General features: G+C 71.6%; 20 protein-coding genes and 1 tRNA gene. 5 read left to right on the forward strand and 16 right to left on the reverse strand.

Annotated elements, in window-relative coordinates; genetic code table 11:
- Nucleotides 1-11 precede the first annotated feature (11 nt).
- The 4 genes from AC3ANR_RS03710 (at nucleotide 12) to coaD (ending at nucleotide 4,143) form a co-directional block, all read left to right on the forward strand.
- Nucleotides 12-1,451, forward strand: coding sequence for a M16 family metallopeptidase (locus AC3ANR_RS03710; protein ID WP_488290534.1), 1,440 nt, complete (start codon nucleotides 12-14; stop codon nucleotides 1,449-1,451).
- 32 nt (nucleotides 1,452-1,483) lie between these two features.
- Complete coding sequence (locus AC3ANR_RS03715; RefSeq protein WP_488290535.1) at nucleotides 1,484-2,824, forward strand: M16 family metallopeptidase; 1,341 nt, start codon at nucleotides 1,484-1,486, stop codon at nucleotides 2,822-2,824.
- 172 nt (nucleotides 2,825-2,996) lie between these two features.
- A complete protein-coding gene (gene rsmD / locus AC3ANR_RS03720; RefSeq protein WP_488290536.1) occupies nucleotides 2,997-3,608 on the forward strand; it encodes a 16S rRNA (guanine(966)-N(2))-methyltransferase RsmD in 612 nt (203 codons plus the stop codon).
- 31 nt (nucleotides 3,609-3,639) lie between these two features.
- A complete protein-coding gene (gene coaD, locus AC3ANR_RS03725) occupies nucleotides 3,640-4,143 on the forward strand; it encodes a pantetheine-phosphate adenylyltransferase (protein WP_488290537.1) in 504 nt (167 codons plus the stop codon).
- Here coaD and AC3ANR_RS03730 read toward each other — a convergent pair.
- The 8 genes from AC3ANR_RS03730 to AC3ANR_RS03765 form a co-directional block, all read right to left on the reverse strand.
- The gene (locus AC3ANR_RS03730) at nucleotides 4,140-4,841 is read right to left on the reverse strand and encodes an alpha/beta fold hydrolase (RefSeq protein WP_488290538.1); all 702 of its coding nucleotides are present in this window, start codon (nucleotides 4,839-4,841) and stop codon (nucleotides 4,140-4,142) included. The two genes, coaD and AC3ANR_RS03730, sit on opposite strands and share 4 nt — an antisense overlap.
- Nucleotides 4,838-6,172 (reverse strand): tetratricopeptide repeat protein, encoded by a 1,335-nt coding sequence (locus AC3ANR_RS03735; RefSeq protein WP_488290539.1) that lies wholly within the window; start codon nucleotides 6,170-6,172, stop codon nucleotides 4,838-4,840. Before AC3ANR_RS03735 ends, AC3ANR_RS03730 begins: the two co-directional genes overlap by 4 nt.
- Nucleotides 6,162-7,601: an amidase gene (locus tag AC3ANR_RS03740; protein WP_488290540.1), complete on the reverse strand. Its 1,440-nt coding sequence runs from the start codon at nucleotides 7,599-7,601 to the stop codon at nucleotides 6,162-6,164. Before AC3ANR_RS03740 ends, AC3ANR_RS03735 begins: the two co-directional genes overlap by 11 nt.
- 13 nt (nucleotides 7,602-7,614) lie before the next feature.
- Nucleotides 7,615-9,108 (reverse strand): ABC transporter substrate-binding protein, encoded by a 1,494-nt coding sequence (locus AC3ANR_RS03745; RefSeq protein ID WP_488290541.1) that lies wholly within the window; start codon nucleotides 9,106-9,108, stop codon nucleotides 7,615-7,617.
- A gap of 105 nt (nucleotides 9,109-9,213) precedes the next feature.
- On the reverse strand, nucleotides 9,214-10,020 hold the full coding sequence (locus AC3ANR_RS03750; protein WP_488290542.1) for an ATP-binding cassette domain-containing protein: 807 nt from the start codon (nucleotides 10,018-10,020) through the stop codon (nucleotides 9,214-9,216).
- Entirely contained in the window at nucleotides 10,017-11,009 is a 993-nt protein-coding gene (locus AC3ANR_RS03755; RefSeq protein WP_488290543.1) for an ABC transporter ATP-binding protein, read from the reverse strand. Before AC3ANR_RS03755 ends, AC3ANR_RS03750 begins: the two co-directional genes overlap by 4 nt.
- 6 nt (nucleotides 11,010-11,015) lie before the next feature.
- Nucleotides 11,016-11,888, reverse strand: coding sequence for an ABC transporter permease (locus tag AC3ANR_RS03760; protein WP_488290544.1), 873 nt, complete (start codon nucleotides 11,886-11,888; stop codon nucleotides 11,016-11,018).
- Nucleotides 11,885-12,835: an ABC transporter permease gene (locus tag AC3ANR_RS03765; RefSeq protein WP_488290545.1), complete on the reverse strand. Its 951-nt coding sequence runs from the start codon at nucleotides 12,833-12,835 to the stop codon at nucleotides 11,885-11,887. The genes AC3ANR_RS03760 and AC3ANR_RS03765 overlap by 4 nt, the downstream gene beginning before the upstream one ends.
- A 56-nt stretch (nucleotides 12,836-12,891) precedes the next feature.
- On the opposite strand from AC3ANR_RS03765, the gene AC3ANR_RS03770 reads away from it, so the two are divergent.
- A complete protein-coding gene (locus AC3ANR_RS03770; protein ID WP_488290546.1) occupies nucleotides 12,892-13,191 on the forward strand; it encodes a YfhL family 4Fe-4S dicluster ferredoxin in 300 nt (99 codons plus the stop codon).
- On the opposite strand, the gene AC3ANR_RS03775 is transcribed toward AC3ANR_RS03770, so the two are convergent.
- From AC3ANR_RS03775 to AC3ANR_RS03810, 8 genes are all read right to left on the reverse strand, one after another.
- Nucleotides 13,188-13,724 carry a DUF4124 domain-containing protein gene (locus AC3ANR_RS03775; RefSeq protein WP_488290547.1) on the reverse strand — a complete coding sequence of 179 codons (537 nt, stop codon included), beginning with the start codon at nucleotides 13,722-13,724 and terminating at the stop codon, nucleotides 13,188-13,190. The genes AC3ANR_RS03770 and AC3ANR_RS03775 overlap by 4 nt on opposite strands.
- Nucleotides 13,725-13,754: 30 nt before the next feature.
- Nucleotides 13,755-14,363, reverse strand: a complete 609-nt coding sequence (pth, locus tag AC3ANR_RS03780; RefSeq protein WP_488290548.1) for an aminoacyl-tRNA hydrolase — start codon at nucleotides 14,361-14,363, stop codon at nucleotides 13,755-13,757.
- A gap of 84 nt (nucleotides 14,364-14,447) precedes the next feature.
- A complete protein-coding gene (locus AC3ANR_RS03785) occupies nucleotides 14,448-15,128 on the reverse strand; it encodes a 50S ribosomal protein L25/general stress protein Ctc (protein WP_488290549.1) in 681 nt (226 codons plus the stop codon).
- Nucleotides 15,129-15,212: 84 nt separating this feature from the next.
- Nucleotides 15,213-16,190, reverse strand: a complete 978-nt coding sequence (locus tag AC3ANR_RS03790) for a ribose-phosphate pyrophosphokinase (RefSeq protein WP_488290550.1) — start codon at nucleotides 16,188-16,190, stop codon at nucleotides 15,213-15,215.
- Between the two features lie 107 nt (nucleotides 16,191-16,297).
- A tRNA-Gln gene (locus AC3ANR_RS03795) sits at nucleotides 16,298-16,374 on the reverse strand.
- A gap of 20 nt (nucleotides 16,375-16,394) precedes the next feature.
- Nucleotides 16,395-17,264 carry a 4-(cytidine 5'-diphospho)-2-C-methyl-D-erythritol kinase gene (locus AC3ANR_RS03800; RefSeq protein WP_488290551.1) on the reverse strand — a complete coding sequence of 290 codons (870 nt, stop codon included), beginning with the start codon at nucleotides 17,262-17,264 and terminating at the stop codon, nucleotides 16,395-16,397.
- A 4-nt stretch (nucleotides 17,265-17,268) separates the two neighbouring features.
- Entirely contained in the window at nucleotides 17,269-17,763 is a 495-nt protein-coding gene (locus AC3ANR_RS03805) for an outer membrane lipoprotein LolB (RefSeq protein ID WP_488290552.1), read from the reverse strand.
- The gene (locus tag AC3ANR_RS03810; protein ID WP_488290553.1) at nucleotides 17,760-19,499 is read right to left on the reverse strand and encodes a tetratricopeptide repeat protein; all 1,740 of its coding nucleotides are present in this window, start codon (nucleotides 19,497-19,499) and stop codon (nucleotides 17,760-17,762) included. Before AC3ANR_RS03810 ends, AC3ANR_RS03805 begins: the two co-directional genes overlap by 4 nt.
- Between the last annotated feature and the right edge of the window lies 1 nt (nucleotide 19,500).

Here is a 19,500-nt window from a genome sequence, read left to right on the forward strand (position 1 = left end):
CAGGCCATTCTATGAAACACCCCCTCCGACGCGCGCTCGCGGCCGCCAGTGCCGCGCTGCTCCTTGCAGGTCCCCTGGCGCTGGCCCAGCCGGCGCCCGGACCGGCCCCCTCCGCCAGTGCCGCCAAGGCCGCCGCCCAGCCGGTCCAGTTCACGCTGGCCAACGGCATGACGCTGATCGTCAAGCCCGACCATCGCGCGCCCACCGCCGTGCACATGGTGTGGCTGCGGGTCGGCGCCATGGACGAGGTCAGCGGGCAGAGCGGCATCGCGCACGCGCTCGAGCACCTGATGTTCAAGGGCACCGACAAGCTCGGCCCGGGCGAGTTCTCGCGGCGCGTGGCGGCCATGGGCGGGCGCGAGAACGCCTTCACCGGCCGCGACTACACCGGCTACTACCAGCAGATCCCCGCCAGCCGGCTGGAGGACGTGATGCAGCTGGAGGCCGACCGCTTCAACCACAACAAGTGGGCCGACGCCGAGTTCAAGCGCGAGATCGAGGTCGTCAAGGAGGAGCGCCGCTGGCGCATCGAGGACGACCCGCGCGCGATGCTCGACGAGATCCTCAGCGGCACGGCGTTCATCGCCTCGCCGTACCGGCGCCCGATCGTGGGCTGGATGAGCGACCTCGATTCCATGTCGCCGCAGGACGCGCGCGACTTCTACCAGCGCTGGTACGTGCCGGCCAATGCCGCCGTGGTGGTCGCCGGCGACGTCGATCCGCAGCAGGTGCTGCGGCTGGCGCAGAAGTACTACGGCAGCATCCCGGCCCGGCCGGTGCCGCCGCGCAAGGCGCAGGTCGAGCCCGTGCAGGCCGGCATCCGGCGCGTCGAGCACAAGGCGCCGGCGGAGCAGTCGTACATCGCCGCGGTGTTCAAGGTGCCGCAGCTGCGCACGTTCGCCGCCGACCCGCAGGCCGACGACGCGCTGGCGCTGACCGTGCTGGCCGCCGTGCTCGATGGCTACAGCGGCGCACGCCTGGAGCGTGCGCTCACCCAGGGTCCCGATCGCGTGGCCGACAGCGCCGGCGCGGGCAACGGGCTGTGGGGCCGCGGGCCGCAGCTGTTCACGCTGGACGGCGTGCCGGCGCCGGGCAAGACGCCAGAGCAGGTCGAGGCGGCCCTGCGCGCGGAAGTGGCCCGCGTCGCCCGCGACGGCGTCAACGAGGCCGAGTTGCAGCGGGTCAAGACGCGCTGGATCGCCGGCCAGGTCTACAAGCTCGATTCGGTCTTCAACCAGGCGCGCGAGCTGGGCAGCTTCTGGGTCCAGGGCCTGCCGCTGGATGCCGGCGACCGGCTGATCGAGCGGCTCAAGGGCGTCACGGCCGCGCAGGTGCAGGCCGTGGCGGCCAAGTACTTCGGCGACGACCAGCTGACGGTCGGCATCCTGCGGCCGCTGCCGCGCGACCCCAACGCCAAACCCCGCCCGCGTCCCGCCGGCGTTCGCGACTGAGGCCGGCCGCCATGACCCAGAACCATTCCAACATGCTCCGTTCCGTCCTCGCGGCGACCATCCTCTCGTGCTGCGCCGTCACCTCGGCGCTCGCGGCGCTGCCGATCCAGCACTGGCGCCAGCCCAGCGGCGCCCAGGTGTACCTGGTCGAGAGCCATTCCATTCCCATGGTCGACGTGCAGGTGGACTTCGACGGCGGCAGCCGGCGCGACCCGGCCGGCAAGTCGGGCCTGGCGAGCGTGACCGCCTCGATGACCGGCAAGGGCGTGCTGGCCACCGGCGGCGAGCCGGCGCTGGACGAGAACCAGCTCGGCGAATCCTGGGCCGACCTGGGCGCCGGGTTCGGCGGCGATGCCAGCAGCGATCGCATGAGCTTCAGCCTGCGCTCGCTCACCGATCCCAAGCTGCTCGAGCAGGCCGTGCACTTGGCCGCGCGCCAGTTCGGCGAGCCCGCGTTCCCGGCCACCGTGTGGACGCGCGAGCGCCAGCGCATCGGCGCGGCGATCCGCGAAGCCGACACCCGTCCGGGCACCGTCGTGTCCAAGGCGTTCCAGAAGGCCGTGTTCGGCACCCATCCCTACGGCGCCGAGCCGACCGAGGCGTCGCTCGCGGCGATCGAGGTCGCCGACATGCAGGCGTTCTACCGCACGCATGTCCTGCCCTGCCGCGCCAAGGTGAGCATCGTCGGCAACGTCACCCGCGCCGAGGCCGACGCGCTGGCCGCCAAGTTGCTTGGCCGCCTGCCGCAGGGGGGCGACTGCCCGGCGTTGCCCAGCGTGCCGGAAGTCGCCCCGCTGGCCGCACCCGCGGTGCAGGCGATCCCGTTCCAGTCGGCGCAGGCGCACGTGATGATCGGCCAGCCCGGCTTCAAGCGCGCCGACCCGGACTACTTCCCGCTGCTGGTGGGCAACTACATCCTGGGCGGCAGCGGGCTGGTCTCGCGCCTGTCGGACGAAGTGCGCGAGAAGCGCGGCCTGGCGTACAGCGCCTACAGCTACTTCGCGCCCGGCCTGCATGCGGGCGCGTTCACGGTCGGCCTGCAGACGCGGCCCGACCAGGCGGCGCAGGCGATCTCGCTGGCGCAGGACGTGGTCGCGCGGTTCGTGGCCGACGGGCCGACGGCCGCCGAACTGAAGGCGGCCAAGGACAACCTGATCGGCGGCTTCGCCCTGCGCATCGACAGCAACCGCAAGCTGCTGGACAACGTGGCGTCGATCGCCTGGAACAACCTGCCGCTGGGCTACCTGGACACCTGGACGGCGCAGGTGGCCAAGGTCAGCATGAAGGACGTGCGCGAGGCGATGGCGCGCAAGCTGCAGCCCAACCGGCTGGTGACCGTGTCCGTCGGCGCCGCGCCGGCCGCCAAGCCGTGATGCGCCTGTCAATCCTGACAGGGCGCACGGTTGCGTTGCGCGCCGTTTGCTCAAGAATGCGCGCACCTGCTGTCACACAGGCTTTTCTTTCCCAGAGCAACAACAAGGCAAGTCCTTCAACAGACTCCGGCGCGGCGCCTCACGGCCCGCGCCTTTTTCTTGGCTGCCGCGGATGAAGGCGCCGCGCCGTGCCGCCGCGCCCCGGCCTGCTCGCACCGCCGCGCACGAGGTGCGCATCATCGGCGGCACCTGGAAGCGCACCCGGCTGCCGGTGGCCGACAAGCCCGGCCTGCGGCCGACGCCCGACCGCGTGCGCGAGACGCTGTTCAACTGGCTGGGACAGGACCTGGCGGGCTGGCGCTGCGTGGACGTGTTCGCCGGCAGCGGGGCGCTGGGCTTCGAGGCCGCGTCGCGCGGGGCCGCGCACGTGCTGCTGGTGGAGCAGGACCCCGACCTGGTCGCCACGCTGCGCGCCATGAAGGCGAAGCTGCAGGCCGGGACGATCGAGGTGCGGCGGGCCAACGGGCTGAGCGTCCTGAAGGAGCTGGCGGGCAGCGGCCAGGACCTCGTGTTCCTCGACCCGCCGTTCGAGGCGGACCTTTTCGACAAGTCGGTCGCCGCGGCCGTGCCGGCTTTGCGCGACGGTGGACTGCTGTACCTGGAGGCGCCGCACGCCTGGACCGAGGCGGCGCTGCAGGCGCAGGGGCTGGCGCTGGTGCGCCACCTCAAGGCCGGCGCGGTGCACGCGCACCTGATCCGGCGCGCCGAGGCGGCGGGTCCATAATCCGCCGACCCCCGTCCCGCAAGCAGAGGCCATGGCCCACCCTCCCGTGATCGCCGTCTATCCCGGCACCTTCGACCCCATGACCCTCGGCCACGAGGACGTGGTGCGCCGGGCCACCCAGCTGTTCGAGAAGGTGATCGTCGCCGTGGCGGCGGGCCACCACAAGAAGGCGATGTTCACGCTGGCCGAGCGCATGGACATGTGCCGCGAGATCGTCAAGGGCTACCCGGACGTGGAAGTCGAGAGCTTCTCGGGCCTGCTGCGCGACTTCGTGGTCGCGCGCGGCGGCAAGGCGATGGTGCGGGGCCTGCGCGCCGTCACCGACTTCGACTACGAGTTCCAGCTCGCGGGCATGAACCGCAGCCTCATGCCGGACGTGGAGACCGTGTTCCTCACGCCGAGCGACAAGTACCAGTTCATCAGCAGCACCTTCGTGCGCGAGATCGCCGTGCTCGGCGGCGAGGTCGACAAGTTCGTCTCGCCCACCGTGCAGCGGCGCCTGGCCGAGAAGGTGCGCAGCCTCGGCGGCTCCTAGGGCGCCACGCGCTGCAGCCAGCGGCGCAGGTGCGCGTTCACCGCCTGCGGCTGCTCCATCGTCAGCATGTGCCCGCAGTGGGGCACCGCAACGAACTCGGCGCCGGGAACCAGCGACGCGATCTCGCGCGACAGCGCGATCGGCGTGAGCTGGTCGTCCTCGCCGCACATCACCAGCGTCGGGCAGCGCACGCTGCGCAGGTGCGCGCGCGCGTCGGGCCGGGCGAGGATGGCCCGGTTCTGCCGCACCAGCTGCTCGGCGCCCGCGCGCAGCACGAAGTCGACGTAGCGCCGCACCAGCTGCTGGTCCTGCGCATGGCGCGGGTGGAAGGCCATCGCCGCATTCGGCTCGATCACCTCGGCGACGCGGCCCTGCGCGAACAGGGCGATCGCCTTCTCGCGCACCAGCCGCATCTCGTCGCCCTCGGGCTGCGCGGTGGTGCCGAGCAGGGCCAGCCCGCGCACCCGCCCCGGTGCCTGGCGCGCCGCCTCCATCGCCAGGATGCCGCCCATCGACGCGCCGCACAGCGCCAGCGGGCCGGCATGGCGTGCCAGCAGGGCGGCAGCCATCTCCACGACCGAGCCATGGCGCATGTGGACGTCGCTCACCTGCGGCGCCCAGGGCGCCAGGCCGGCGAGCTGGTCGCGCCACATCTCCGCATCGCCGGCCAGCCCCGGCAGCAGCACCAGCGTGGTCACAGGAACTGCTCCGCGACGTCGCCCAGGCCGAGCGCGGCATACAGGGGCGCCGCCTGCCGGCGCAGGCGACGCGACTGCGGCTGTGCGCGCAGTTGCGGCTGCATCAGGTTCTGCGCGCCCACGAACTGGCCGCTGCGCACCAGGGCGTCCAGGTGGACCTGGTGGAACAGGTCGCGCTGCGCGTGGCTGCCGCCGATCTCCTGCATGCGCGGCAGCGCCTGGCCCAGGTGCCGGACGGCCTGCGCGTGCTCGCCCCGCGACCACGCCAGCAGCCCGTGCGCGGCGGGCACCGCCACCTCGCGCAAGGCGCGCTCGCCCGGCGGTTCGGCGGCCGCGCGCGCGACGATCCGCTCCAGCAGCGCGTCGGCTTGCGCGCGTCCGGCGCGCGCCAGCCCCAGCAGGTACTGCAGGTCGAGGAACGGCAGCACCTGGTCGGCGGTGCGCTGCGCCAGGTGGTCCGCCACGTCCTGCCAGCGATCGCCCACGTCGATACCGGCCAGCTCCAGGCGCGCGAGCAGCGACACGGCGTTGACCTGGTCCTGGCTGTAGTCCTTGGCCACGCCCCAGACCTGCCGGTCGTACAGGCGCAGCACCTCGTCGGGCCGGTCGAGCTCGAGCGCGAACAGTGCCTGGTGCCACCAGTTGTGGGTGGCCATGAACGAGTTCAGGCCGGTCCAGGTGGCCGACACCTCGTCCAGGAACGCGTGCCCTTCGTGCAGGCGCCCCTGCGTGAGCATGACGTGGGCCAGCGCGTGGTGCGCCCACGGTTCCTTGCGGCGCATCCGCATCGCCGTGCGCGCGGCCGCCTCGGCCTGCTCGAGCGCGTGGCACTGTTCCCAGCCGAACGCCAGCATGCCGTGCAGGTAGGGCACGTCCGCGGCCGCGTCCTGCGCGGCGAGCGCCAGCCGCAGCATGCCGGGCGCGTCGCCGCGGTTGAACAGGTGGTATTGCCCGAGTTTGAGGGACGCGAGGTCGCGCGGGTGCTCGCGCGCCTGCTGCTCGTGCAGCGCGATGGCACCGCGGACGTCGCCCTCGACCCAGGCGGCCACGGCGGCGATGAAGCGGCGCTCGCGCGGCGTCACCTTCGCCGATCCCGCTTGCGCCCGCTCGATGAAGGGCCGGGCATTGCGCGCCGCGTCGCCGGACTCGGCGAACATGTGCACGGCGGCGATGGCCGCCTGCACGATGGGGCTGGGGTCGTCGGCGGCCGACAGGATGTCCGCCGCCCGTGCCTCGCTGGCGATGAACCCCTCGACGAAGTCGTTCAGCGCACCTAGCGAGTGGCCGCCGCCCTCGAGCGTGACCGGATTGCCCAGGACGTCAGTCCACATGCTCCAGCGCTTCCGAGGGCGGCTGCGGCCAAGGCCGCTGCGGGCCGCGCAGCAGTTCGTAGGCGCGGGCGACCTGCAGCACGCCCAGGTCGTCGAACCGCTGCCCGGCGATCTGCAGGCCGATCGGCAGCCCGGCGGACGTGAAGCCGCAGTGGATGGACGCGGCGGGCTGCTCCGACATGTTGAACGGCACCGTGAAGGCGATGTGCTCCAGCGGCCGCAGCGGGTCGTTGGTGGGCGAGGGCAGCCCGGCCGCGAACGCCGGCACCGGCGAGACCGGCGACAGGACGAAGTCGAACGCGCTGCACGCGTGCACGGTGGCGACGCGGGTCGCATGGAACTGGCTCGCAGCGCGGAACATCGCCTCGCCGCTCATGCCGGCGGCGCTGTCGGCCCACTCGCGGATGTAGGGCAGCACGGCCAGCCGCCGCTCGTGCGACAGGCCCCGCAGGTCCAGGTGCGAGCGCATGCGCCAGAAGCGGTCCATGCCGTCGAGCATCGCGCGCGTGAGGAATGGCCGCATCGGCTGCACCTGCGCCCCGGCCTGTTCGAAGACCCGCGCTGCCGCCTCGACGGCCGCGCGCACCTCGGGGTGCACCGCCAGGCCGCAGCCGGCGTCCAGCAACAGGCCGATGCGCAGGCCGCGCAGGCGATCCGCGCCGCGATCGAAGTCGGCCCAGGCGATGTCCTGCCAGGGCAGGCTCATGCTGTCGCGCGCGTCGGGCCGCGCCAGCACCTGCATGAACAGCGCGGCATCGGCGACGCAGCGCGTCATCGGTCCGGCCGCACGCCCCGTGTACGGCGGATCGATCGGGATGCGACCGAGGCTGGGCTTGAGGGTGAAGATGCCGCACCAGCCCGCGGGCAGGCGCAGCGAGCCGCCGATGTCGGTGCCCACGTGCAGCGGGCCATAGCCGGCCGCCGCCGCCGCCGCCGCGCCGGAACTGGAGCCGCCGGGAGTCTTGGTCAGGTCCCACGGATTGCGGGCCAGCGCATGGAAGCTGGACACGCCCGAGGACAGCATGCCGTAGTCGGGCATGGTGGTCTTGGCCACCAGCACGCCGCCCGATTCGCGCACGCGCGCGGCCGGCGGTGCGTCGGCGGGGGCGGGCGCGAGCTCGACGGCGGACGTGCCCAGCGGCGTGGGGTCGCCCTCGGTGGCGATGTTGTCCTTCAGGGTGAGCGGCACGCCATCGATGGGGCCCAGCGGTTGGCCGCGCAGCCAGCGCGCTTCGCTGGCGCGCGCCTGCTCGAGCGCGCGCTCGGGGCGCAGCAGGTATAGCGCCTGCAGGTGCCGCTCCCAGCGCTCGATGTGGCCGAGGACGGCGCGCGTGGCGTCGACCGGCGAGAACTCGCGCCGGCGGTACCCGGCGATCAACTCGCCGGCGGAAAGCTCATGCAGCGCATGGCCCGTGGACTGCCCTGTCATGCGCGCAACCCGGTCAGGCCCAGGACATGGCCGAGAGATCGTTGCAGAAGATGGGCATGTCCTTCCACAGTCCCTTGACGTTGCGGTTGGCCACGGTGATCCACTGTGGCTGGTACAGGAACGCGTGCACGCTGTCCTCGGCGATGAGCCGCTGCGCGTCGGCCAGCAGCTTGGCCCGGTCGGCGGGACGCTGCGCGGTCTTGATGCGGGCGTAGATCTCGTTGAACTTGGGGTTCTGGTAGTTCCAGTAGTAGTCCGGCTTGGCGAAGTTGCCCAGGTCGAACGGCTCGACGTGGGAGATGATCGTCATGTCGTAGTTCTTGTTGCCGTACACGCCCGAGAGCCACTGCGCCCATTCGACGTTCTGCAGCTTGGCCGTGATGCCCACCTTGGACAGCTGCGAGGCGATGACCTCGCCACCCTGGCGCGCGTACGGCGGCGGCGGCAGCGTGATCGTCAGCTCCAGCGGGGTGGTGACGCCGGCTTCCTTGAGCAGCGCACGCGCCTTGTCCGGGTTGTAGGGATTCACCCCCGTGGTGTCGACGTAGCCGAAGGCGCCGGGCACGTAGTGGCTGCCGATCGGCACGCCGTAGCCGTCGCCGGCGCCCTGGATGACCGCCTTGCGGTCGATCGCCGCCGCGATGGCGCGGCGCACGCGCACGTCGTCCAGGGGCTTCTTCTTGTTGTTCATCGCCAGGATGGTCTTGGCGCGCGAGCCGCCCACCAGCACCTGGAACCTCGGGTTGTCCTTGAACTGCGGCACGCTGCGCGGCGTGACGCGCGCGAAGACGTCCACGTCGCCGGCCAGCAGCGCCGCGACCTGCGCCGCCGGATCCGGGATGAAGCGGAACGTCGCGCGCTTGAGCTTGATGGCCGCGGCGTTGCGGTAGCCGTCCCACTTGCCCAGCGTGACCGACGAGCCCTTGACCCAGTTTTCCAGCTTGTAGGGGCCGGTTCCCACCGGCTTGGTGGCGTTGGTGTCGGCGCTCTTGGGCTCGACGATGATGGCCGTGGCCTGCCCGAGCAGGAACGGGAAATCGGGATCGATCTCCTTGGTCAGCACGACCACGGTGTGGTCGTCGACCACGCGCGTGGTGAGCGCGGCGAAGGTGCGCTTGTCCTTGTTGGTGCTCTTGTCGCCACCGGCGCGGTCGAACGAGAACTTGACCGCCTGGGCGTTGAACGGCTCGCCGTTGTGGAACCTGACGCCCTTGCGCAGCCGGAACGTGTAGGTCGTGAGGTCCGGCGAGACTTCCCAGCCCTCGGCCAGCAGCGGGGTGACGCTGCCGTCGGCATTGATCTTGGTGAGCGTCTCGTAGATGTTGTAGAGGGTCACCTCGCCGATCGAGGAGGCCGCGCCGCCCGTGGGATCCAGGCCGGGGCTGGGCTCGAGCGCCATCGCGAGCACCACCGCGTCCTTGCGGCCCTGCGCCCATGCGAGCTCGGGCAGGGCCAGCGGAAGGCCGGCGAGGGCGGCGGAAGACAGGACGGTCCGTCGGTTCAGCATGTCGAGGCTCCAGGGAGGTTCAAACGAAAGGGTCGGGCGGGCGCAGCGGCCCGCGGGTGCGATGCATCATCCCCGACTTGGCCGAGGCAAGGCAAGAGGGATTGCTCACGGCGTCGCCGGTGGCTCGGCCCGCGGCACCGCGGCCAGCAGCGCCTGCGTGTAGGGGTGTTGGGCGGCCTGGAACAGCCGCGCGGGTGGGCCCTGCTCCACGATGCGTCCCTGCCAGAGCACCGCGACGTCGTCGCACAGGTGGTTGACCACCGCGAGGTCGTGGCTGATCAGCATGTAGGTGACGCCGAACGCCTGCTGCAGGTCCTGCATGAGGTTCAGGACCTGGGCCTGCACGGACACGTCCAGGGCGCTCACGGGTTCGTCCGCCACGATCAGGCGCGGGCGCGTGACCAGGGCGCGGGCGATCGCGATGCGCTGCCTCTGGCCGCCCGAGAACTCGTGCGGGTACTTGGCCAGGTCGTTGCGGCGCAGCCCCACCGAGTCGAGCACGTCCGCCGCGAGCCGCTGGCGCTCGGCCGCCGTCGTGCCGCCCTGGGCCGAGAGCGGTTCGGTGACGATGCGCTCGACCGTCTGTCGCGGGTCGAGCGAGCCGTACGGGTCCTGGAAGACCATCTGGAAGTCGCGCCGCGCGCGGCGCAGTTCGTCCGTGGGCAGGGCGTGCAGGTCGCGCCCGTCCATCCGCACGCGCCCCGAGGTCGGCTTGTCCAGCGCCATCACCAGGCGCGCGAGCGTCGACTTGCCCGATCCGGATTCGCCCACGATGCCCAGGCTGCGGCCGGCGTGGATGGTGAAGCTCACGCCCTGCAGCGCCTGCACGGTGGGCGGCGGCGCGAACAGCGACTCGCGCGGCAGCGTGTAGTGCCGCGTGAGGTCTTCCACCTGGAGCAGCGGCGCGGTCATGCGGTGGCGCGCTCCTGCGCCGCCGCGACGGCATCGAGCCGGATGCAGCGGGCGAGGTGGCCCGGGCCCACCTCGAGCGGGGGCGGCACGGTGGTGTGGCACGCGTCGACCGTGAAGCGGCAGCGGCCCGCGAACGGGCAGCCGGGCGGCAGGTCCACCAGGTCGGGCACGGTGCCGGCAATGGTGGCCAGTCGTGCGGCGCGCACGGCCGCCAGCTGCGGGCGGGCGCCGAACAGGCCCAGCGTGTAAGGATGGGCACGGTGCGCGAACACCTGCGCGGTCGGTCCGCTCTCGACGACGGAGCCGCCGTACATGACCAGCGTGCGTTGCACGTTCTGCGCCACCACCCCGAGGTCGTGCGAGATCAGGATGAGGGCCATCCCCCGTTCGGCCACGAGTTCGCGGATGAGGGCCAGGATCTGCTGCTGGATCGTCACGTCCAGGGCCGTGGTGGGTTCGTCGGCGATCAACAGGTCAGGGCCGCAGGCCAGCGCCATGGCGATCGTGATGCGCTGGCGCTGGCCGCCGGAGAACTGGTGCGGATGGGCGTCGAAGCGGCGGGCCGCGTCGGGGATGCCGACCCGGTCCAGCAGCGCGATGGCCTCCTTGCGCGCCGCCGCGGCGGACAGGCCGCGGTGCAGCCGCAGCGGCTCGGCCACTTGGTGGCCGATCGTGTGCACCGGGTTGAGCGCCGTCATCGGCTCCTGGAACACCATGCCGATGCGGTCGCCGCGCAGCTCGCACAGGCGCGGCTCCGGCAGGCCCACCAGCTCCTGGCCGTCGAAGCGGATGCTGCCGGTGACGCGGGCGCTGTCGGGCAGCAGGCCCAGCAGCGACATCGCCGTGATCGACTTGCCGCAGCCGGATTCGCCGACCAGCCCGAGCGTCTGGCCCCGCTCCAGCGTGAAGCTGACGTCGCGCACGGCCCGCGCCGGACCGCGCTGCGTCTGCAGCACGATGGCGAGGTCGCGGACTTCGAGCAGCGGCATCCGGATTCAGCGCTTTCGGGCCAGGCGCGGATCGAGCAGGTCGCGCAAGCCGTCGCCCAGCAGGTTCAGGCCGAGCACGGCGACGGCGATCGCCACGCCGGGGAAGACCGCCAGCAGCGGTGCCTGGAACATCAGCGTCTGCGCCTCGCTCAGCATGCGTCCCCACGAGGGCTGCGGCGGCTGCGTGCCCAGGCCGAGGTACGACAGCGCCGCCTCCGCGAGGATGGCGATCGCGAAGCGGATGGTCGCCTGCACGATGAGCACCGAGGCGATGTTGGGCAGCACGTGTTCGATCGTGATGCTGGCGGGACCCTTGCCGCAGGCGCGGGCGGCAAGCACGAACTCGCGCCCCCACACCGCGTTGGCCGACGCGCGCGTGATGCGCGCGAAGGTCGGGATGTTGTAGATGCCGATGGCGATGATCGCGTTGACCATGCCGGGCCCGAACACCGCGGTCAGCATGATGGCCGACAGGATGGCGGGAAAGGCGAAGCCGAAGTCGGCCACGCGCATGATCACCTCCTCGACCCAGCCGCGGCGCGCGGAGGCGAGCAGGCCGAGCGCCGTGCCGGCCAGCAGGCCGATGCCCACGGCGACCACGCCCACCAGGATGGAGGCGCGCGCGCCCACCAGCAGCAGCGACACCTCGTCGCGCCCGAATGCGTCGGTGCCGAGCCAGTGCGCCGCGCCCGGGGGCAGCAGCCTGGCGCCCATGTCCACGTCGTACGGCGAGTGCGGCGTCCACGCCAGCGACAGCGCCGCGGCGGCCACCACGAGCAGGGTAAGGACGGCGCCGACCATGAAGCTGCGGTGGCGCAGGGCGCGGCGCCAGAAGCCCGGCACGGGCGGGGCGGCCGGCGTGGGCAGCACCGCGCTCATATGTCGCTCGCCTTCACGCGCGGGTCGATGCCGGCGTACAGCAGGTCGACCACGAAGTTGACGACGACCACCATGGCGGCCAGCAGCATCACGCAGTTGCGCACCACGATCAGGTCGCGGTTGGAGATGGACTGGAAGATGAGCCGGCCCAGGCCCGGCAGGTAGAACACGCTTTCCACCACGATGGTGCCGGCCAGGAGTTCGGCGAACTGCAGGCCCATCACGGTGACGACCGGGATCATCGCGTTGCGCAGCACGTGGCCCCACAGCGTCGCGCGCTCGGACAGGCCCTTGGCGCGCGCGGTGCGCACGAAGTCCTCGCGCAGCACGTCCAGCACGGCCGAGCGGGTGATGCGCGCCAGGATCGCGGACTGCACCACGGCCAGCGACAGCGCGGGCAGCAGCAGCGCGCGCAGGCCAGGCAGCAGGCCTTCTGACCAGCCCGGGAAGCCGCCGGCCGAGAACCACTTCAGGTGCACCGAGAACAGCAGGATCAGCAGGATGGCGAACCAGAAGTTCGGGATGGCGATGCCGATCTGCGACAGCCCCATCACGCCGACGTCCCCCAGCTTGTCGTGGCGGGCGGCGGCATAGATGCCGGCGGCCAGGGCGATGGCGGCGGTGATGGCCATCGCCATGAAGGCCAGCGGCACGGTGAGGGCCAGGCGCTCGGCCACGAGTTCGGCGACCGGGGTGCTGTAGGCGTAGCTGTTGCCCAGGTCGCCGGTGAGCAGGCCGCCGATCCAGTGCACGTAGCGCTCCAGCGGTGGGTGGTCGATGCCGAGCTGGACGGCGAGCGCCTGCACCGCCTCGGGCGAGGCATCCGGGCCCATCAGGATCTGGGCCGCGTTGCCGGGCAGGATCTCCAGCACCAGGAACACCACGATGGAGGCGCCTACCAGCGTCGCAATCAGGGTGATCAGGCGCTTGACCAGGAAGACGCTCATGCAGCCGGGGATAATGCCAGAACAGCACACACGGGCGAACGGGCAAGGACTTCCACATGGCATTGATGATCACCGACGAGTGCATCAACTGCGACGTGTGCGAGCCCGAGTGCCCCAACGAGGCCATCTCGCTGGGCCCCGAGATCTACCAGATCGATCCGGACAAGTGCACCGAATGCGTCGGCCACTTCGACCAGCCCCAGTGCGTGCAGGTCTGCCCGGTCGCCTGCATCCCGGTCGACCCGCGCCGGGTCGAGGACCGCGAAACGCTGTGGCAGAAGTACCGCCGGCTGACGGGCCAGGCGGCGCCGGCCGCGGCCGGCCCTGAAACGCCACCGTCGCCCGCGGCGGGCTAACGCCGCGCCGCGGCGGCCTTGACGGGGGCGGGCTGCACCTGGCGCGGCGTGCCGGGCGCGGACGCGGTTGGTTCCTTCGCCTTCTCGTTTTTCTTGGCGGCCTTGCTGGCCGATGCCTTCCCGGGCTTGGCGGTCGCCTTGTCCTTCTTGCCCTTCTCGCGGCTGCCCGGCACGGAGGCGGTGAACACGTCGAGCTTGCGGGTGCCGGCCTTCTCGGGCCATTGGTGCTCGGACAGGGCGGTGTCCGGCGCCACCCCTGGCGCGGGCGCATCCAGCGACGGCCGGACCTGTGCCTGCGCTTCGCGCTGCAGGCGCTGTTTTTCCAGCGCATCGGCCAGGCGCGCGTCGCGCGCGGTCGCGGCCGTGGCCTGCGAGCGGTCGGCGGGCGAGGGCGCGGGCGGCGGCGTGGCGACGGCCGTGCCGCCGGGGCAGGGCTGCTGCGAGTAGCTGTCGCCGCAGCGGTAGATGGCCTGGGCCTGCGCGGCCGTGGCGGCGCAGAAGGCGAGCAGGATGGTCGCTCGTGCGGGGTGCATGGTGGTCCTCCCTCCCGCCATCGTTGGTGGTCAGTCCTCGCTCGGCCGTGGCGGCTTCGGTCGCGGGGGCTTGCTGGTGTGCACGATCAGCGTGGCCTTGTCCATCTCGCCGGCCAGCAGGGCCGGGACGGCCTTGAGCGTGCGGTCGACGCAGCCTTCGATCGCCTCGCGCTGCTCGGGCGAGGGCTTCTTGAGCACCCAGTTGACCACCTCGGACTTCACGCCGGGGTGGCCGATGCCGAGGCGCAGGCGCCAGTAGTCGCCCGTGCCCAGCTGGGCATGGATGTCGCGCAGGCCGTTGTGGCCGGCGTGGCTGCCGCCGAACTTGAGCTTGGCCTGCCCGGGCACGACGTCGAGTTCGTCGTGGACGACCAGGATCTCCTGCGGGGCGATCTTGAAGAACCGGGCCAGCGCCGCCACGGACTTGCCCGAGAGGTTCATGAAGGTCTGCGGCTCGAGCAGCCAGACGGCCTGGCCATGCACGGTGCCGCGCGCGACCAGCCCGTGGTAGGAGCGGTCCGCGGCCAGGTGCAGCTTGAGCTCGCGTGCCAGCGCGTCGATCCACCAGAAGCCGGCGTTGTGGCGGGTGGCCTCGTACTCGGGGCCCGGATTGCCCAGGCCGACGAAGAGCTTGATCATCGGGCGATGGTAAGTCGAAAGAAGAGGGCGCCGGAATGCAAAAGGGCCCGCCGAAGCGGGCCCTCGTCCTTCAGCTGAAGGGACTTACTTCTTCTTGGCGTCCTTGGCGGCCGGGGCGGCAGCCTTGGCGTCCTTGGCGGGCGCGGCCTTCGCATCGGCGGCCGGGGCGGCCGCAGCAGCGTCGGTGGCGGCAGCCTCGTCGCCGCCGCCGGTGGCGACCACCGAGACCAGCACCGGGTCCTTCTTGCCGTGGGTGACGGCCGTCACGCCCTTGGGCAGCTTGATGTCGGACAGGTGCAGCGACATGCCCTTCTTCAGCTCCGACAGGTCCACCTCGATGAACTCGGGCAGGTCGCCCGGCAGGCAGGAGATGTCCAGCTCGGAGATCACGTGGTTGACCACGCAGTGCTCGAACTTGACGGCCTGCGATTCCTCGGCCTTCACGTAGTGCACCGGCACCTTCATGTGCAGCTTGGTCTTGGCGTCCACGCGCTGGAAGTCGATGTGCAGCACCAGCTGGCGGAACGGGTGCATCTGCACGTCGCGCAGCAGGACCTTGCTGGTCTTGCCGCCCAGTTCCATCTCGAGGATGGTGGAGTGGAACGCTTCCTTCTTCAGGGCGTGCCACAGCGCGTTGTGGTCCAGCTCGATCAGCTGGGGCTCGCCGGCCCCGCCGTAGATGATGCCGGGCGTCTTGCCCGTGTTGCGCAGACGGCGGCTCGCACCCGTTCCCTGCTTGGCTCGCTCGAAGGCGACGAATTTCATGATTGGCTCCGTGAAGAGTCCACCGCGACCAGTGTGACTCCGGTTCAAACAAGGGCGCGGCGGTTGCCGCGCCCGCTCATTGCCTCAGAACAGGTTCTCCTGGTCCGAGAACAAACTCATCACCGACTCGCCCTTGGCGATGCGCTGGATCGTCTCGGCGATCAGCGGCGCCACGGTGAGCTGGCGGATCTTGCTGCAGCCGCGAGCGGCGTCCGACAGCGGGATGGTGTTGGTGACCACGACCTCGTCGAGCGCGCTGCCCTTGGCGATGCGCTCGATGGCCGGGCCCGAGAAGATCGGGTGCGTGCAGTAGGCATACACCTTCTTGGCCCCGCGCTCCTTGAGCACCTCGGCCGCCTTCACCAGCGTGCCGGCGGTGTCGATCATGTCGTCCATGATCACGCAGTTGCGGCCGTCGATCTCGCCGATGACGTGCATCACCTCGCTCACGTTGGCCTTGGGCCGGCGCTTGTCGATGATCGCCAGGTCGGTGCCCAGCTGCTTGGCCAGCGCCCGGGCGCGCACCACCCCGCCGACGTCGGGCGACACCACGATCAGGTTCTCGTAGTTCTTCGAGCGCACGTCGTGCAGCAGCACCGGCGAGGCGTAGATGTTGTCCACCGGGATGTCGAAGAAGCCCTGGATCTGGTCGGCGTGCAGGTCCATCGTCAGCACGCGCGAGACGCCCACCGTCTGCAGCAGGTTGGCCACCACCTTGGCCGAGATCGGCACGCGCGAGGAGCGCGGGCGGCGGTCCTGGCGGGCATAGCCGAAATACGGGATCACGGCGCTGATCCGCTCGGCCGAGGCGCGCTTGAGCGCGTCGACCATGATCAGCAGCTCCATCAGGTTCTCGTTGGTCGGCGCGCAGGTGGACTGCACCACGAACACGTCGCGGGCGCGCACGTTCGTGTTGATCTCGACCGTGACTTCGCCGTCGGAGAACCGGCCGACGCTCGCGGCGCCCAGCGAGATGCCCAGGTGGCCCGCGATCTCCGCCGCCAGCGCCGGATTGGCGTTGCCGGTGAAGACCATGAAGTCGGGGTGCGGGAGAGCCTGCATGAAAGGACCCAGCGATCAGTGAGGGTGGAGGGGGTCGAACACTGTTTCGTCAACCATGGCGCACCTCGCGGTGCATCGCCACGGATCGGGTGGTGACCCGAAAACCTTGGCAGGGGAGGAAGGACTCGAACCCTCGCATGCCGGAATCAAAATCCGGTGCCTTAACCAACTTGGCGACTCCCCTACACGGGTGCTCCGTTGCGATCAACGGCCCACCGATGAATCGTCGCTGGAAGCCCATCCCACCAGGGGGTGGACTTCCATGCTGCTGCATTCCCGCACGATCCAGTGCTCCCATCCGGGCGGCTTGCCCGCGGGCACCTGCCCCGCGGGAAGCGGCGCGAACACCGCACTGCCGGATCCGCTCATGCGGCCGTTCAGCCCCTGCGCCGCCAGCCAGGCCAGCGCCTGGCCCACTTGCGGGCAGAGCTGCTCGGCCACCGGCTGCAGGTCATTGCGGCCAAATTGCAGCGGGTCTGCAGCAAAGCCCGAGAGTATAGCAGGCTCGCTGTCACGTCGCAGGTCCGGGTGTCGAAAGATCGCCGCCGTCTCCAGTCCCTGCGGCGGCTTGACCAGCAGGAAGCGGCTCGGCGGCACGTGCACGGGCGTGATCTCCTCGCCGATGCCCTCGACCCAGCCGGCGCGGCCGCGCAGGAAGAACGGCACGTCCGCCCCGAGCTGCAGGCCGATGCGCTCCAGCTGCGCCAGCGATAGGCCCGTGTGCCACAGCCGGTTCAGCGCCAGCAGGCAGGTGGCGGCGTCCGATGAGCCTCCGCCCAGGCCGGCCTGCGCCGGCAGGCGCTTGTCCAGGGTGAGGTGCGCGCCGGCGGTGGTGCCGGTGGCCGCCTGCAGCGCCCGGGCGGCGCGCAGCACCAGGTCGTCCGCCGGCACCGGGGTGCCAATGTCCTGGCGGCTGAGCGCGCCGTGCGGCCGCAGCTCGGCATGCAGCGTGTCGTGCCAGTCCAGCAGCACGAAGACCGACTGCAGCAGGTGGTAGCCGTCGTCGCGCCGCCCGGTGATGTGCAGGAACAGGTTGATCTTGGCCGGCGCCGGCAGGTCGTACAGCGCGCGCATCGCGTCAGCGGGCGTCCAGCACGACGCGCAGGTCGGCCGCCGGCGGCGGCTGCACCCGGCGGGCGCGGACGCGGCCGTCCGCCAGCGCGGACAGGTCCGGCTCCCAGCCCGGTACGGGCGTGGCGCGGCCCTCGAGCCAGTCGAACAGCGCCGCCACCGGGATCACCGCCCCGGTGACCTGCTGGACCATCGCATCCAGCGACGGGAACTGCTGCTGCTCGCGGCCCTGCGATTCCAGCGTGGCGTGGCCCGGCTGCCAGCGCAGCAGCGCGATGGTGCCTCCCAGCGGGTTGAACAGCGACAGCTCGCCCGCCTCGGGCCGGCCGCGCAGCTCGAAGCCGGCGGAGAACGACTGCCCCGGCTGCTCCTGCAGCGACAGCGCGAGGCGGCCGGTGCGCAGCAGCTCGCCCGGCGCGGCCAGCTTCGGTGGCACTGCACAGCCGCCGAGCGCCGCGGCCAGGCCGGCCGCCAGCGCCAGCGAGGCGATGCGCCGCCTCATGGCTTGACGCGCAGGCGCTTGAGCGTGTCCTGCAGGCTTTCGTTGTCGGGGGCCAGCAGCAGGCCTTCGCGCCAGATGCCCTGGGCCTTCTCGCGCTGGCCCAGGCTCCACAGGACCTCGCCCAGGTGGGCGGCGATCTCCGGATCCGGCCGCTCCTTGTACGCGGCCTCAAGGATGCGCAGCGCCTCGGCCTTGTTCCCCATGCGGAACTCCACCCAGCCGAGGCTGTCGCTGATGAACGGATCGCCGGGGGCGAACTCCAGCGCCTTCTGCACCAGCTGCCGCGCCTCGGGCAGCCGCACGCCACGCTCGGCAAGCGAGTAGCCCAGCGCGTTGTACGCGTGGTGGTAGTCGGGCTTGATGGCGATGACCTGCCGCAGCAGCTTCTCCATGCCGGGCACGTCGTTGAGCTTCTCGGCCAGCATGGCCTGGTCGTACAGCAGGTCGACGTCGCGCGGCTCCTTGGCGACGGCGCGGCCCAGCAGGTCGTACGCGGCACGGTACTGCTTGGCGTCGCGCAGCAGCTGGACCTCGGCGTTGAGCTTCATGCGCGCATCGTTCGGGCTGCGCTCGGGCAGGCCGCGGATCAGCTTGCGCGCCTCGTCCATGCGCCCTTGCGCCGCGAGGATCGAGGCCCGCCGGCTCTGCGCCGTGACCAGGTCCTGCGCGTTGTCGATCTTGTCCAGCCAGGCGGTGGCCGCGGCGTAGTCGCGCCGCTTCTCGGCGATCTGCGCCAGCACCAGGTAGGCCTGCGCGAGGCCGCGGCTGCGCTCCTCGGCGCTGCGCTGCGCCTGCGCGAGTTCCACATAGCGCTTGAGCGAGGCTTCCGCCTGCGCCAGCTGGCTGTCCTGCATCTGCAGCGTGCCCAGGACCAGCCAGGCCTCGGGGAGGTCGGGCGCCTCGCTGGTCACCAGCTGCAGCTGGTGGCGCGATTCGGCGTAGCGCTGCGCGTCCAGCAGGGCGCGGGCGTAGCCCATGCGCAGCTGCGGCAGCGGCTTGCCCTCCATGTACCTGCGCACCAGCCCCTCGGCCTGCGGCTGCTTGGGGTCCATCAGTTCGAGCGCCAGCAGCGCCGGGCTCTCCGAGCGCGGGTCCGCGGCCTGGCCGCGCCGGGCGGCGTCGAGGGCGCCGGCCGTGTCGCCGGCGGCCAGCCGCACGCGGCCCACCGCGGTCCATGCCGGCGCCGCCGTGGCCGGCTGCGCCAGCGCGTCGGCCAGGGCCTGTTCGACCACGTTCGCGGCCAGCTTCTTGTCGCTCACCCGGGCATAGAGCCGGGGGATGGCGCCCAGGGTCGCGGCGCGGTCCTTGGGCTGCGTGAGCGCCAGCTCCGCGCGCAGCGGCTCGGCGCTTTCCGTCACCCGGTTGAGGGCCAGCAGGATCTGCAGCACGTAGCGGTTGGCCTCGCGCGAATCGGGCCAGGCCTGGGCCCAGGCGCGCGCGGCCTGCAGGGCGGCATCGCCCGAGCGGTTCTGGAACGCGATCTCGACCGCGCGCTGGTACAGCGCCGGGTCGTTGGTCTTGCGCGCCGCGTCCAGCACCAGCGCAAACCCCGCGGAGGGCTCGTTGCCCTGCGCGGTCAGCTCGCCGAGCAGCAGCTCGTAGAACAACTCGGCGTCCAGGGCGCTGGGCGTGGGGGGCGGTTCCGTGGTGTCGCTGGTGGCTGTCTGCGCATGCGGTGCCTGCGCGAGCGCGAGCAGCAACATCGCGCCCGAGAGCAGGCGGAGTCTGGGCTTCATC

This window comes from Ramlibacter sp. JJN2-2R, from assembly GCF_057747835.1.

Coding starts and splice junctions, on each gene's coding strand:
- AC3ANR_RS03710 (WP_488290534.1), top strand. CDS start 12: ATGAAACACCCCCTCCGACGCGCGCTCGCGGCCGCCAGTGCCGCGCTG.
- AC3ANR_RS03715 (WP_488290535.1), top strand. CDS start 1,484: ATGCTCCGTTCCGTCCTCGCGGCGACCATCCTCTCGTGCTGCGCCGTC.
- rsmD (WP_488290536.1), top strand. CDS start 2,997: ATGAAGGCGCCGCGCCGTGCCGCCGCGCCCCGGCCTGCTCGCACCGCC.
- coaD (WP_488290537.1), top strand. CDS start 3,640: ATGGCCCACCCTCCCGTGATCGCCGTCTATCCCGGCACCTTCGACCCC.
- AC3ANR_RS03735 (WP_488290539.1), bottom strand. CDS start 6,172: ATGTGGACTGACGTCCTGGGCAATCCGGTCACGCTCGAGGGCGGCGGC.
- AC3ANR_RS03740 (WP_488290540.1), bottom strand. CDS start 7,601: ATGACAGGGCAGTCCACGGGCCATGCGCTGCATGAGCTTTCCGCCGGC.
- AC3ANR_RS03745 (WP_488290541.1), bottom strand. CDS start 9,108: ATGCTGAACCGACGGACCGTCCTGTCTTCCGCCGCCCTCGCCGGCCTT.
- AC3ANR_RS03750 (WP_488290542.1), bottom strand. CDS start 10,020: ATGACCGCGCCGCTGCTCCAGGTGGAAGACCTCACGCGGCACTACACG.
- AC3ANR_RS03755 (WP_488290543.1), bottom strand. CDS start 11,009: ATGCCGCTGCTCGAAGTCCGCGACCTCGCCATCGTGCTGCAGACGCAG.
- AC3ANR_RS03760 (WP_488290544.1), bottom strand. CDS start 11,888: ATGAGCGCGGTGCTGCCCACGCCGGCCGCCCCGCCCGTGCCGGGCTTC.
- AC3ANR_RS03765 (WP_488290545.1), bottom strand. CDS start 12,835: ATGAGCGTCTTCCTGGTCAAGCGCCTGATCACCCTGATTGCGACGCTG.
- AC3ANR_RS03770 (WP_488290546.1), top strand. CDS start 12,892: ATGGCATTGATGATCACCGACGAGTGCATCAACTGCGACGTGTGCGAG.
- AC3ANR_RS03775 (WP_488290547.1), bottom strand. CDS start 13,724: ATGCACCCCGCACGAGCGACCATCCTGCTCGCCTTCTGCGCCGCCACG.
- pth (WP_488290548.1), bottom strand. CDS start 14,363: ATGATCAAGCTCTTCGTCGGCCTGGGCAATCCGGGCCCCGAGTACGAG.
- AC3ANR_RS03785 (WP_488290549.1), bottom strand. CDS start 15,128: ATGAAATTCGTCGCCTTCGAGCGAGCCAAGCAGGGAACGGGTGCGAGC.
- AC3ANR_RS03790 (WP_488290550.1), bottom strand. CDS start 16,190: ATGCAGGCTCTCCCGCACCCCGACTTCATGGTCTTCACCGGCAACGCC.
- AC3ANR_RS03800 (WP_488290551.1), bottom strand. CDS start 17,264: ATGCGCGCGCTGTACGACCTGCCGGCGCCGGCCAAGATCAACCTGTTC.
- AC3ANR_RS03805 (WP_488290552.1), bottom strand. CDS start 17,763: ATGAGGCGGCGCATCGCCTCGCTGGCGCTGGCGGCCGGCCTGGCCGCG.
- AC3ANR_RS03810 (WP_488290553.1), bottom strand. CDS start 19,499: ATGAAGCCCAGACTCCGCCTGCTCTCGGGCGCGATGTTGCTGCTCGCG.